This window comes from Vibrio sp. dhg, from assembly GCF_003443775.1.
Taxonomy (GTDB): domain Bacteria; phylum Pseudomonadota; class Gammaproteobacteria; order Enterobacterales; family Vibrionaceae; genus Vibrio; species Vibrio natriegens.
Genome location: NZ_CP028943.1, coordinates 2,028,495 through 2,041,620 on the forward strand (window position 1 = coordinate 2,028,495; position 13,126 = coordinate 2,041,620).

Annotated in this window: 9 protein-coding genes; 7 read left to right on the forward strand and 2 right to left on the reverse strand. The window is 48.5% G+C overall.

All coding sequences use genetic code 11. The features are described from left to right. The first annotated feature begins 33 nt into the window (after nucleotides 1–33). Nucleotides 34–2,607 (forward strand): circularly permuted type 2 ATP-grasp protein, encoded by a 2,574-nt coding sequence (locus DBX26_RS09345; RefSeq protein ID WP_118118905.1) that lies wholly within the window; start codon nucleotides 34–36, stop codon nucleotides 2,605–2,607. Continuing rightward, nucleotides 2,604–3,485 (forward strand): transglutaminase family protein, encoded by an 882-nt coding sequence (locus DBX26_RS09350; RefSeq protein ID WP_118118907.1) that lies wholly within the window; start codon nucleotides 2,604–2,606, stop codon nucleotides 3,483–3,485. Before DBX26_RS09345 ends, DBX26_RS09350 begins: the two co-directional genes overlap by 4 nt. Before the next feature lie 22 nt (nucleotides 3,486–3,507). Here the strand turns inward: DBX26_RS09350 and DBX26_RS09355 are convergent, their stop codons facing one another. After that, the gene (locus DBX26_RS09355) at nucleotides 3,508–4,116 is read right to left on the reverse strand and encodes a response regulator transcription factor (RefSeq protein ID WP_118118909.1); all 609 of its coding nucleotides are present in this window, start codon (nucleotides 4,114–4,116) and stop codon (nucleotides 3,508–3,510) included. A gap of 18 nt (nucleotides 4,117–4,134) precedes the next feature. After that, nucleotides 4,135–5,970 carry a sensor histidine kinase gene (locus tag DBX26_RS09360; RefSeq protein WP_118118911.1) on the reverse strand — a complete coding sequence of 612 codons (1,836 nt, stop codon included), beginning with the start codon at nucleotides 5,968–5,970 and terminating at the stop codon, nucleotides 4,135–4,137. A gap of 177 nt (nucleotides 5,971–6,147) precedes the next feature. Here DBX26_RS09360 and dsrO point away from each other — a divergent pair, with 177 nt between their 5' ends. The 5 genes from dsrO (at nucleotide 6,148) to DBX26_RS09385 (ending at nucleotide 12,954) form a co-directional block, all read left to right on the forward strand. Next, complete coding sequence (gene dsrO, locus DBX26_RS09365) at nucleotides 6,148–6,915, forward strand: sulfate reduction electron transfer complex DsrMKJOP subunit DsrO (RefSeq protein ID WP_118118914.1); 768 nt, start codon at nucleotides 6,148–6,150, stop codon at nucleotides 6,913–6,915. Then, the gene (gene nrfD, locus DBX26_RS09370) at nucleotides 6,912–8,042 is read left to right on the forward strand and encodes an NrfD/PsrC family molybdoenzyme membrane anchor subunit (RefSeq protein ID WP_118118916.1); all 1,131 of its coding nucleotides are present in this window, start codon (nucleotides 6,912–6,914) and stop codon (nucleotides 8,040–8,042) included. The genes dsrO and nrfD overlap by 4 nt, the downstream gene beginning before the upstream one ends. 17 nt (nucleotides 8,043–8,059) lie before the next feature. After that, nucleotides 8,060–11,152, forward strand: a complete 3,093-nt coding sequence (locus DBX26_RS09375; RefSeq protein ID WP_118118918.1) for a tetrathionate reductase subunit A — start codon at nucleotides 8,060–8,062, stop codon at nucleotides 11,150–11,152. 129 nt (nucleotides 11,153–11,281) lie between these two features. Next, a complete protein-coding gene (locus tag DBX26_RS09380; protein ID WP_020335607.1) occupies nucleotides 11,282–11,893 on the forward strand; it encodes a c-type cytochrome in 612 nt (203 codons plus the stop codon). An 8-nt stretch (nucleotides 11,894–11,901) separates the two neighbouring features. Continuing rightward, the gene (locus DBX26_RS09385; RefSeq protein ID WP_118118920.1) at nucleotides 11,902–12,954 is read left to right on the forward strand and encodes a c-type cytochrome; all 1,053 of its coding nucleotides are present in this window, start codon (nucleotides 11,902–11,904) and stop codon (nucleotides 12,952–12,954) included. The last annotated feature ends 172 nt before the right edge of the window (nucleotides 12,955–13,126 follow it).

Sequence of the window (13,126 nt, forward strand, 5' to 3'; positions counted from 1 at the left end):
GCAATAACTCACAAGGTAGTAGCAAAAAATAGTATGAGTCAATTCGTTTCAGACTTCGCTGGGGCGGGAGAAAACCCGCCCTTGATTGGTCCTTATCAGGCATCCAAAAAGGCCTACGATGAGGCGTATGATGACATCAAGCAAACCAGACTGCACTGGCAGCCTCTCTTTACGCATTTAGAGAAACTGGAAAATGGTAATCTGGAAGATTTACAAAAGCGTGCTCAGAGAATTCTGAGAGATGACGGTGCGACTTATGATCTTAAAAACGATCCACTTTCGCCTACAGTTTGGTCTCTGGACGTGCTGCCTAATATCATCGCTCAGAGCGAATGGAAAGATACAGAACAAGGTCTGGCACAACGCTCAGAGTTATTTGATCGGATATTAAAAGATATCTATGGCGAACAACGCCTTATCAAAGATGGTGTGATACCGGCAGAGATTATTTTTTCTCACCCTGGCTTTTTACGCCAGTGCTTTGGGATTGACATTCCAGGGCTAAAAAACCTTATCTTTCATTCCATCGATTTAGTGCGCGACTCAGACGGCTCTTACGTGGTCATCAGTGACAGAACTCAAGCGCCTTCAGGAGCGGGCTATGCGTTGGAAAACCGAACCGTCATCTCACGAGTGCTGCCATCCGTATTTCGTCATAGTAATGTGAGACGTCTTTCCAGTTTCTTCCAGACCATGAGAAACACTCTTAACCAACTTGCTGCACATAAAACCGACGAACCTAGAGTTGTTCTTTTAACACCGGGATCATCAAGTAGCACCTATTTTGAACACACCTATTTAGCCAACTATTTAGGATACCCGCTGGTGCAAGCTGGCGATTTAACGGTAAGAGGCGGAAAAGTTTGGCTCAAGTCCCTCTCTGGTTTAACGCCAGTTGATGTAATTTTGCGCCGTACGGACGACAACGACTGTGACCAGTCAGAGCTGCGACCTGACTCTCTTTTTGGTATTCCTGGACTGTTAGAAGCGGCACGCAGCGGCAATGTGGTATTAGCCAACCCGCTGGGAAGCGCAGTTCTTGAATCTCCAGTACTGATGGCGTTTCTTCCGAAGATATGTGAATACTTGCTGGGTGAGCCTTTAAAACTCCATAGCGTTGATACTTACTGGTGCGGTGTTGACGGAACCATAGAGTTTGTTGAACAAAACCTCGAAAACCTGATTATCAAGCCTTCATATCGAAAAGCTCGCAGCCAGACAATTTACGGCCACTGCTTATCGGCGGAAGAAAAGATAAAAACGCTGGAGATGATTAAGGCAAATCCAAAACAGTATGTTGCGCAGACTTATATCCCCGGCTCTACGGTGCCTGTCTGTTCCGGCTCAAAAATAAAAAACCGACATAGCCTGTTGAAAGCCTTTACTGTCGCTGACGGTGATCGATACTGCGTGATGCCAGGTGCATTAAGTCGGGTGACTCAATCCGATGACGACTACATCGTTACCAGTTTATCGGGTGCTCGCAGTAAGGATACCTGGGTAACAGCCAGCAAGCCTGATCTGACTCATCAGTCCCTGCTAGACGAGCCTGGTTTTCACGTTGCTCAGCACGGGAATATACCAAGCCGCGTAGTCGAAAACTTCTTCTGGTTTGGACGCTATGCGGAACGCGCTGAGTTAAGCATTCGCCTTATGCGGGTATTATTTAAGCAACTGAATGGTATCGAAGAGCTCTCACCTCAAGCAAGGACGACCCTTTTAAAGGCGATCTCTCTACAGACAAATTGCCTGCCGGGATTTGTTGAGGGGAATGCCGAACTGCTGGAAAATCCAGATACCGAACTGGCCGACTTGGTGGTGAATGGCAAACGAATTGGCAGTATAAAATCCAACTTACTGGCCATGCTTTCTTGCAGTGATAATGTGCGGGATCGCCTGTCTGCCGACACCCGAATAGTACTGAACAAGCTACGTGACCACCTTAACGAGCTGGATAGAGCCTACACCAGTGGCCTACCTGAAGCGCCAGAAGAATCACTGGATAATTTAATGACCATGCTGTTGGCACTGTCCGGATTGAGCAACGACAGCATGCTTAGAGGAGAAGACTGGATATTTCAGCAGATTGGCCAGCGTACCGAAAGGGCAATTCAGACCGCAAAACTGTTCCAGTCAACGCTAAGTATCAAGCTAGAAAGTTTGTCGCAGCAACAAGTGCTGGAGTCGGTACTCCTCAGCATGGAAGCGCTCATTTCTTTCAGAAGACGCTATCGCACCCGAGCTCGTGTAGCGTTTGGCTTGGATCTGCTCATGGTTGATCCTTCGAACCCGCGCTCATTGGTCTACCAGACCGAAAAGCTGAAAGAGTTCCTGGATATGCTACCGGATAACCATGCCTTTATTCCCGGCGGACTCACCAGCGAAACCAGGCTGATCCTACTCACGCTGAACGACATTCAACTTACGGATCTCGAACAACTCGCTAAGGCGAATCCAAATAACCAAACCAGAGAAGAGTTTGGCGCTCTGATGGATAAGATAATCGGCCAATTAGAGCAATTTACTTCACTGATAAGCGACAAATACTTTGATCACACAGCTGGACCGCAGCAGTTGATAAAACCCAAATGGAAATTGAATGTATGAGATATAAAGTCCAGCATAAAACGACCTACTCCTACAGTTCTCCAGTGACCCTGTGCTACAACATGGCTCACCTGTTGCCGAGGGATACTGAAAATCAGCGCTGCTTTAACCGAAAGATTAGAGTGACACCAAGGCCGTTGTACCAAAACGAAGGCCAGGATTATTTTGGTAACGAAACGTTTTACTTCTCTATTCAAGAGCCACATAAGGAACTCACCATTGATGTCACCAGCTTTTTAGAGGTAAAGCCTCACAACTGGGCCGACATCATCGAGAACCATCAGCTTACCTGCGGTGAACTCCGGAGTATCATGGCTAATGCTGAAAGTGCGGACATCAGGTTAGCGCAGGAATTTTGCCTCGACTCACTACAAATCAAACGCTCCGAAAATTTAAGGCAATATGCGCAAGAATTGTTTAGTGACAATCAGCCCGTGTTAAAAGCCGCCTTGGCATTTACCCATAAAATCTTTACCGAGTTTACTTTTGATCCAACCGCAACCGACGTAACAACGCCAACCGAACAGGTTCTGAAAGAGAAACGGGGCGTGTGTCAGGATTATGCCCAACTGGCGATAGGCTGCCTGCGCTCTGTTGGCCTAGCAGCACGTTATATGAGTGGTTATATAGAGACTCTGCCGCCTCCAGGTCAGGAAAAGCTCGTTGGTGCTGATGCTTCTCACGCCTGGTTTGCGATTTTTGTACCGGATCTTGGCTGGGTCGAATTTGACCCGACGAACGACCTCATCGCTAACGATCAACATATTGTTACTGGCTGGGGACGCGACTACGCCGATGTGCCACCCTTGCAGGGAGTCGTGTTTGATGGTGGTGAAACTCACAACCTGAGTGTTTCAGTCGATGTAGCTAGAGTATGAATCTGAAGTTCTTAAAATCAGATTACTCAAGCGCTAATTTACCGTAAATGTACGCCAGCTCTGCGACCGTTTTGGCGGAGAATTTTTTCAACAAACTGGCTCGATGTACCTCGACGGTTCTCATCGCAATACACAGTTCATCTGCGATACGGATATTGCGCTTACCTTCGATGATTAAACGTAAAATATCCCTCTCTCGCGGCGTTAGAGACTCATACGCCAACTTTGCTCCAGCCATATCGAAACTTGCTGCCGACTGTACCTGCCCCTGTAAAATAGCTTGCGCCAGTGCATCACCTTTGACGGGTTTTTGGAAGAAGTTCACCGCCCCAGCCTGCAATGCATCAACCGCCATCGGCACATCACCATGACCAGTCAGATAAATCACCGCAAGTGGGCTATTGGCATCGTTAAGAATTTGATGCACTTGCTGACCACGAAGATTGGGCATTCGGCTATCGAGAATCACACAACCCGCCTGATGAATGTCTACCGCATCGAGAAAGGCTTGCCCATCAGCGAAGGTCGTTACACTGAAGTCATGCTCTTCCAACATAAAAGCCAGCGAATCACGCACCGATTCATCATCGTCAACGACATAAACAGGTAACTGTTTTTCAGTACTACTCATGAATGCTCCTAGTACAGGTTAGTCTTGATATGGAAACACAAGCTCAACCAGACAACCGTGTGGCGTGGTCGATTGAATAAGAAACTCACCACCGTGCAATTCCATCACGTCACGACAAATCGCCAAACCTAACCCAAGTCCTTCTTCCTTTGTGCTCACAAATGCTTGAGTAGGGTTTTCTTGCTGTAACCCTGTCCCGTTATCCAATACACGAATAGAAAGCTGATGGGTCTGATAGTCACTGTGCAGGGCAATTTTACCTTGATAACCGGACGAGTGATATTTCCCCTGAAACAAAGCGCAAGCATCAATCGCGTTGTTGATCACATTAACCAAAACCTGTTGAACACCCACGGCATCGGCCAAAATGTGGCGAACCTCCCCTTCGCTACTGGTCACAACCGATACATTTTGCTTTTGCAGTCGGAAATGGAGCAACTCAACCGTGTCATCAATTAACGCTTGAATATCACAAGACGCTTTATCAACGCTACGCTTGCGGATTAAGGTTCTTAGACGTTGAATGATCGCGTCGGCTCTCTCTACTTGACCCTGTATCTTATCAAAAACAGGAACAATATCTTCGTAAGGGCGCTTCTTAGCTAAACGCAGCAAACCGCCCTCACTGTAATTTCGAATCGCCGCCAATGGCTGATTTAATTCATGAGCGAGACTGCTGCCGATTTCTCCGACAATGGCAACTCTCTGAGAATGCTCTAACTGCTCACTTTTCTCTTTCAGCCTCAGCGAAGTCTGCTCCAACGCCTGCTTGCTTTTACTAAAACGATATTCAAGCCAAAAGTGGTAAGCGTTCAACACAATCACAAAAATGAACAGCGCCCACGCCCATTCCTGATGGTTACGCAGCCAACGCAGTGCCTCCTGCCACCAAGGTTGCTGCAAGGGATGCAAATCTAAAGCTTGATAGAGTTTATCAATGCTCAACAAACTCACTGGTGACGTCCATCCTGATGCGCCAGCAGCAATAATCGCTGGATGTTCTGGCGGCATCGCAAGCAATACCTGAGCGACTTTTTTCGCCACAAGAGAAGAGCCTCGCTCTGTTTTGGCAAATGACCAGTTGGGATAAAGCGGAGTCGACACCGCACAGGAGGAGTGTTCATGCGGCTGTTGATTTAAGACTCTGAAACCGCCTTGCTGTAACAGACCTTCATCTTGCATCTTCTCCAATAAACAGGCGGGCACCACAGCGGCTTCGACATTGCCATCACGTAATTGATAGAGGTTGGCGTCAATAGGGAAGCCGAGAAAGCGAACGTCTGCAAAAAAGTCGTTCGGGTCAAACCCCATTTCAACTATCTGGTAGCGCAAAGTTAAGTAACCACCAAAAGCTTTTTCCGACACCGCGGCCACTGGCAACCCAGACACCGCTTTTAGTGTTTGATACGGAGAGTTTGCCCGCACCACCAGCGCTGACCCAATGCCATAGTTTGAGTTTTGTGGGGCGCGACTGGTCAAGGTCGCCATCCAGGAAAGCGCGTATTGTCTGCCTAATCGAACCGCTTGTCCGGGATTGGTTACGATGAAATCCATGGTCTGAAATTTCACCGCTTCTCCCATTTCATCTAAGTTCAGAGGATGAAGAACAAAGTGAACTTCAGAAATTTGCTTATTTAACCAATCAATAGTCGGTTGCCACCTCTGCTCCGCATAGAGATGACCACGTATTGCCAAAACACCGACGTCAACTGTCTGCTTAACCTCATTCTGCTCCAGTTCAGGCTGTTTCACGCTTTGTTGCTCAATTTGTACCGAAGGCGTTGCCTGAACCAAAGAGGAGAATACAGCCAAGAAAAGAATCCAAACCTGACACAGCAGCGATGTTTTTTTCATGATGAGGTTGAATATTCCCTAAGTAAATGATGGAACAAGAATAACAGCTACATTCCCTAAACCACATTTGTTTTAGATCAACTTTGATCTGGGTATGTGGAAATCCACTATATCGACCTCGCAGCGCATTTCTCACAATGGAATCAGTCAGTTCAAATTCAACTAAGCAGGTGAGTTATGGATTCCACCAAACGTCGCTTTCTCAGCGCTGTCACAGCCGGTGCCGCGCTGATCCCAATTGCAGGTATTGGCACTGCCACGGCGGGTAATGTCATTCGAAATAACCACTCCCCCGACCGAAAAGGACAGGTCGGGAAACGTTACGCTATGGTGATTGATTTACGCAAATGCATCGGCTGCCAAGCTTGTACTGTAGGTTGCAGTATCGAAAACCAAGCGCCTATCGGACAGTTCCGAACCACGGTAAAACAATACGAGGTGACGCTCGATGATGGTTCTACCGCCACTCAAGAGTCTAAATCCTTTATGCTTCCTCGGCTTTGTAATCACTGTGACAACCCGCCATGCGTGGCAGTGTGTCCCGTTCAGGCTACTTTTCAGCGCGAAGATGGAATCGTTATGGTGGACAACAACCGCTGCGTCGCCTGTGCGTACTGTGTACAAGCTTGCCCTTATGATGCTCGTTTTATCAATGAAGACACACTTACTGCTGACAAATGCACCTTCTGCGCACATCGATTAGAAAAAGGGTTATTGCCAGCTTGCGTGGAGACCTGTGTGGGCGGTGCTCGCGTGATTGGAGATTTGAATGACCCATCAAGTGAAATCCGCCGCTTAATTGCAGAACATCAAAACGACATCAAAGTGCTCAAGCCCAAACAAAGCACCAAACCGCACGTTTTTTATATCGGCATGGATGAACGCTTCACCGACCACATAGACGGACAACCAGCGATTTACGACCCACAAGGAGAACACGCATGAACATCACCGAAGTGTTAGTCCAACCTCAAGCGATGCCCTGGCTCCCGTGGGCAGTGCAGTATTTCTTCTATATCGGTTCTGCTTATGCGGCAGCCATTCTGTTTTTGATTGCTTTACTGTTTGAACAATACACCAGCCACCGGCTGCGCGCTGCATTGGCACTAACCTTGGCCATAGGCGCTATCGTGGGACCATTGGCGTTAACGGGCGATCTACACCAGCCGGGGCGCGCTTGGCATTTTTACGCGCATTTCACCCCGTGGTCGTGGATGTCTTTAGGCTCGCTGTTCCTGCCCGTATTTTCTGGTCTAGCCGTGATGACAGCCTGGCTGTACCTGCGTCAGGATCTGACCAATTTGCGTGAGCAACCGGGGAAAATACTGCCTTTATTATCGAAGTTATCGTTTGGTGAGTGGCAAATCTCCCGTAAAGCCATGCTGATGATATCTATGATCACCGTGTTTTCTGGCTTAACCATCGCACTCTATACGGGTGCAGAAATCGCCGTCGTTCAGTCACGCTCTTTATGGCATCAACCTGCTTCGCCTATTCTTTGGTTCGTCACTGCATTTATGGGCGCAGTTGGTTTTGCTCTGCTGATCTGGCTACTACTACCAAACTACTCAAAAAGCCTATCCTCAGGCGATACCAATTTAATGAAAAAGTCTGTGCTAATGAGCGGAGGCTTAACCCTGATTCTCATGCCAATTTGGGCATCCAATAACTCGACATTCTCACTTTATTCAAGCGACCAATGGGTACAAAACATAGCCCTGCTCACCTTGATAATTTTAGGCAGTGTGTTACTCGCGTTCATTACGTTGAGAGACAGTAAAACGTCCACATCTTCTCACTTTCGCCGCATCTTTGGGTTGTCTTGCATGTCATTAACCTCACTTGCAAGCGCGTGGCTGGTTCGCTGGTTCACCATCATGGAAGTGCAGACCATCGCCAAATTCGATGCCGGTCTGTATCCGTACCAATTGACCATGAATGGAAATGGCTGGCTCGGCATTATTGGCATGTTCGGGTTGTGGCTAGCGCTGGCCTTACTCGGCTCAGAACTGGTTCAGTCCAAACAAAACACCCATAGCAAAACGACTTCACTCACCTTAACCGAACGCTAATCAAAGAGGATTTCATTATGGATAACAAACGCCGTCAGTTTTTGAAATCAGGGCTTGCCGTTGGTGGGCTTGGCGCATTCGCTGCAGGTTATGCCACCACCACTAAACATATGGTAGAAGGTGCGCTTGAAGGCACTGCGGGTAAAAAGACTCGCGATAGTCACCACGGCAACTCTCTGGAACCTGAATACACAGTCAGCAACAAAGGCAATCTGATCCCGAATTCAAATCAGCGCGTTGCACCGTCAATGTGTTTTGGCTGCTGGTCACTGTGTGGATTGCGCGTGCGCATTGACAACCGTACTGACGAAATTTTGCGTATCAGTGGCAACCCATATCACCCACTCTCTCAACAGCAACATATTCCCTTCGAAACGCCAGTCAAAGACGCCTATTTAAGTTTGGCGGGAGAAGCAGGTCTTGAAGGTCGCTCGACGGCATGTGCTCGTGGCAATGGCATGCTAGAGATTCGTAACAGTCCGTACCGTATAACCCAGCCACTCAAACGAGCAGGAAAGCGAGGCGAAGGAAAATGGACTCCGATTAGCTACGAGCAGTTGATTGAAGAAGTCGTCGAAGGCGGTGATTTATTTGGAGAAGGTCATGTCGATGGCTTGCGTGCAATTCGAGATTTAAAAACACCTGTCGATCCTGATAATCCAGAATATGGCCCCAAAGCCAACCAACTATTAATGACGAATGCCGGAAACGAAGGCCGGGACGACATCTTTAAACGTTTCGCTTTTAACAGTTTTGGGACGCGTAACTTCGGTCACCACGGTTCATACTGCGGCTATGCATTTCGCGCTGGCAGCGGCGCATTCATGAATGATTTAGATAAGTACGCGCATTTGAAACCAGACTTTGACAACGCGGAATACATTATCTTCATCGGTATGTCACCCGCTCAAGCCGGTAATCCATTTAAGCGTCAGGCTCGGCAACTCGCCAATGCGCGAACCAACGGCAAACTGGAATACAACATCATCACGCCAAGCTTGCCTGCGGGTTCGTCAAGCTTGGCGGCGGGTGACAACAACCACTGGATTCCGATTAAACCCGGAACCGATTCTGCCCTTGTGCTTGGTATGATCCAGTGGATCTTGGAAAACCAACGCTACAATAAAACCTTCTTAGCGCAGCCGGGCGCAAACGCAATGAAACGCGCAGGCACCACGCACTGGTGTAATGCCACTCATCTGGTGATCAGCGATGAGCAGCACCCTAGGAACGGGACGTTTTTACGTGCGTCCGATCTCAACCTGCCATTCGATGGCGATGTGCTTTCTGACTCAGACCCATATGTCATTGTCGATACCCAGAGCGGTGAATTGAGTGTTCATACTCAGTCCGATGAAGCAGAACTGTTTGTCGATAAAACCGTGACACTCACATCGGGTGATGTTCGGGTAAAGTCGTCGCTGCAAAGACTCAAAGAAGAAGCGTTTAAATACAACCTGGAGTTTTACAGTCAGCAGTGTGAAATCCCTGTCGAACAAATTGTGGAATTAGCAACGCGATTTACCAGTCACGGTACAAAAGCAGTCGTCGATACCCACGGTGGCAACATGCACACTAATGGTTTCTACAATGCGTTTACCATCATGATGCTCAACGCACTGATTGGTAATATCAACATGAAAGGCGGCGCGATGGCGAAAGCGGGTGGCTATCCAACCTCCGCCAATGGTCCACGCTATGACTTCACCCAATTTCAAGGCAAAGTCGGTCCGAAGGGCGTTTTTCTCTCTCGCAGTAAATTCCCGTATCACAAGACCAGCGAATACAAGCGTCGTGTTGAAGCTGGTGAATCCCCTTACCCAACACGCGCGCCTTGGTATCCATTTGCGGCACCACTGCTTACTGAGCACTTGTCGGCAGCCATCGATGGCTACCCATACCGAGTAAAAGCCTGGGTCAATCATATGGCGAACCCAATGTATGGCATCCCAGGTTTAAAAGCATTGCTGGAAGACAAGTTAAAAGATCCAAAACAGCTTGGTTTAATTGTCTCCGTCGATGCGTTCATCAACGAAACCACCTCGTTGTCGGATTACATTGTGCCAGACACCGTCACCTATGAAAGCTGGGGTATGGCAACACCTTGGCATGGCGTACCCGTGAAAACCGTGACTGCTCGCTGGCCGATTGTGGAGGCAAGAACCGATAAAACTTCCGACGGCCGCTCAATTTGCTTAGAGAACTTTTTGATTGATGTCGCTAAGAAAATGCAACTGGGCGGATTTGGTGACAAAGCAATTCCGGACGCTCAAGGTAACTGGCACGCTCTCCATAGCGCAGAAGATTTCTACCTACGCTCTGCGGCAAACTTGGCTTATGTGAAAGGCGGCGTTCCCGAAGTGTCGGCAGAGGATATTGCATGGTCGGGCTTAGAGCGTTTGATGCCAGCCATGCAAAAAACACTCACCGCAGAGGAGATGAAACGCGTAGCCTTTATTTTTGCTCGTGGTGGCCGATTCGAAAACACGACAGAAGCCTATCAAGACGAGCAAATGAAACATAAGTGGACGCGTCCAGTTGCGATATGGAACGAGCGTGTTGGTAGCGCAAGAAACACCATGACGGGCGATTTCTATTCCGGATGTCCGACATGGCATCCGCAGAAACTGGCGGACGGTACGCCTTTGGAGGAAAAATACCCGAGTTCTGAGTGGCCTTTTAGCCTGACGAATTTTAAGTCCAACATTCACAGTGCAGTGTCAAATTTATCGCCAAGATTGAACTCGATCAAAGGGGTTAACCCGGTGTACATCCACCCTATCGATGCCGAGCGAGCAGGTCTTGAAACCGGCGATGAGTTTATTATCGAAACCCCGTCGGCAAGCACCAAAGCGCTCGCGATGGTAGTTAGCGGCATTCGTCCGGGAACTCTCGGCTTTGAACATGGATTTGGTCATACCGAGTTAGGACAACGCGCGCACTGGATTGGCGATAAGCAGCAGCCAGTGAAAACTCGCCGCCAGGATGGCGTCAACATCAATGACATTGGCTTGATAGATCCAACCCGGAAAGGAAAAGGCGTGTTATTGGATTGGGTGGTCGGCGCGGCGGCACGTCAATCCCTGCCAGCTAAGATAGTCAAAGCTTAACCTTCGGGGCTGTCCTTTTTGGGCAGCCCTCGCACGTTCTCAGCGTCAAATATGTGGAAATCCACAATACCGCCACTTATTGACAAGGAAGACAATATTGCGATTCTAAAAAAGACAAAGTGAGTCAGCATGTCAAAAGTTCTATCAGTGGTCGCAGCCAGTTTGCTGGCAACCACAATGAGCGTAAGCGCCTCGTCTATTCCTGAAAAAGCTGGTGTGTGTAGCGGTTGCCATGGTCAAGATGGTATGGGCCAGGCCAATATCGCCCCAATGATTGCCGGTTTAAATGCTAATTACCTCAATTCTCAAATAGAGCTGTTCCTTAGCGGTGAGCGACAAAATGCGGTCATGCAAGGTATGGCTCAAGAAGTGAGCGATCCGAGCGTTCGCAAAGAAGTACTCGAATACTACGCAAACTTACCAAGCTATGAGTTCACAAACCCAGAGAAACGCGGCGACCAAGCCAACATTCTCAGCCCTTATCGCAAGTTAATTTTCCAGGGAGACTGGGACCGCAACATTCCAGCCTGTGCAACTTGCCATGGTGCCAGCGGTATGGGGGTCGATAAGTTCCCTCGTCTCGCCAGTCAGCACGCCGATTATTTAAAAGCACAATTAATGGCTTGGAAAAACGGAACTCGCAGTGGTGACCCGCTCAATATGATGAGCACCATCGCGAAGAATCTCACCGATAAAGAGATCGAAAACCTTTCCTACTACTTTGCCTCACTGCGTTATTAGGAGCAAACATGAAACTTTTCTATTCTTTATTCGTGTTGCCTGTGGTTTCTGCTGCTGCGATAGCAAACGACCAACTGCCCGATCGCCAAAAAGAACTGCCAGCGGTTGAAAAAGAAAGCCACAATAAATACCTCAAGCCACGCGATCTCAGCACCATTGCCAACACAGAGTTTGGCGAGCAAGTAAAACGTGGCTATTCGTTGTTTGTGAACTCGCAACAGATGCGCGAAACGTACGTAGGCAATGAGCAAAACTGTGTGAACTGCCATATGGAAGCCGGACGCAAAGCCAATGCGGCACCTTTGTGGGCAGCTTACATGGCTTACCCTGCTTATCGTAAGAAAAACGATCGCGTCAACAGTTACGCCGACCGCATTCAAGGCTGCTTCGAATATTCCATGAACGGTAAAGCACCCGCTTATGATTCACCAGAGATTATCGCACTGAGTTCTTACGCCTACTGGCTAGCCATGGGTGGCTTGCTGGACCAGTATGGCATGAGCGATGAACCAATTCCTGAGATAGACGCCAAAACATTGCAAACGGGCGGAAAGGCGCCAGATTTCCCACTGCCAGAAGCCATTGCTCAGGCGTTACCTGTGGAAGAACGCGGCAACCTTGCCGGACGCGGTTACCCGAAAATACCGGCACCAGAGCAAACCCCATCACCAGAGCGAGGCGCATTGGTTTACGCAAAGAACTGTGAAACCTGCCACAGCGTTGATGGCTCAGGCATCAAAGGCAGCGATGGTCACTCTTACATCCCACCTCTTTGGGGGGCAAACGCGTACAACTGGGGCGCTGGTATGCACCGTATCAACACCGCGGCTTACTTTATTTACGAGAATATGCCGCTTGGCAAAAGTGTGCAGTTGACAGAGCAAGAAGCATGGGATGTGGCCGCGTACGTCAATAGTCACGAGCGCCCTCAAGATCCTCGCTTTAAAGGCAGTGTTGCCGCGAACGCTGAAAAGTACCACCAACACCAAGGCTACTACGGTAAAACGCTGAATGGTAAGCAAATCGGCGCTAATGCGTTTGAAAGCACTACTGTTAAATAGGTAACAATACCTGCTCCTTAATTGGGAGCAGGATTTCTATTCCACCAACTGAGATAGGGTTAGCCATTCGACAGGTAACCCCTTTCATACAAAGGTTAACCTTGAACACATCCTCTATTTTGCGCTCAATTTATTTGCGCGCAAAATAACTACCATGCTAGAAATCACCTAC

What these genes read in the sequence shown, in the direction of transcription:
- DBX26_RS09345 (WP_118118905.1), top strand. Translation starts at nt 34, where the DNA reads ATGAGTCAATTCGTTTCAGACTTCGCTGGGGCGGGAGAAAACCCGCCC.
- DBX26_RS09350 (WP_118118907.1), top strand. Translation starts at nt 2,604, where the DNA reads ATGAGATATAAAGTCCAGCATAAAACGACCTACTCCTACAGTTCTCCA.
- DBX26_RS09355 (WP_118118909.1), bottom strand. Translation starts at nt 4,116, where the DNA reads ATGAGTAGTACTGAAAAACAGTTACCTGTTTATGTCGTTGACGATGAT.
- DBX26_RS09360 (WP_118118911.1), bottom strand. Translation starts at nt 5,970, where the DNA reads ATGAAAAAAACATCGCTGCTGTGTCAGGTTTGGATTCTTTTCTTGGCT.
- dsrO (WP_118118914.1), top strand. Translation starts at nt 6,148, where the DNA reads ATGGATTCCACCAAACGTCGCTTTCTCAGCGCTGTCACAGCCGGTGCC.
- nrfD (WP_118118916.1), top strand. Translation starts at nt 6,912, where the DNA reads ATGAACATCACCGAAGTGTTAGTCCAACCTCAAGCGATGCCCTGGCTC.
- DBX26_RS09375 (WP_118118918.1), top strand. Translation starts at nt 8,060, where the DNA reads ATGGATAACAAACGCCGTCAGTTTTTGAAATCAGGGCTTGCCGTTGGT.
- DBX26_RS09380 (WP_020335607.1), top strand. Translation starts at nt 11,282, where the DNA reads ATGTCAAAAGTTCTATCAGTGGTCGCAGCCAGTTTGCTGGCAACCACA.
- DBX26_RS09385 (WP_118118920.1), top strand. Translation starts at nt 11,902, where the DNA reads ATGAAACTTTTCTATTCTTTATTCGTGTTGCCTGTGGTTTCTGCTGCT.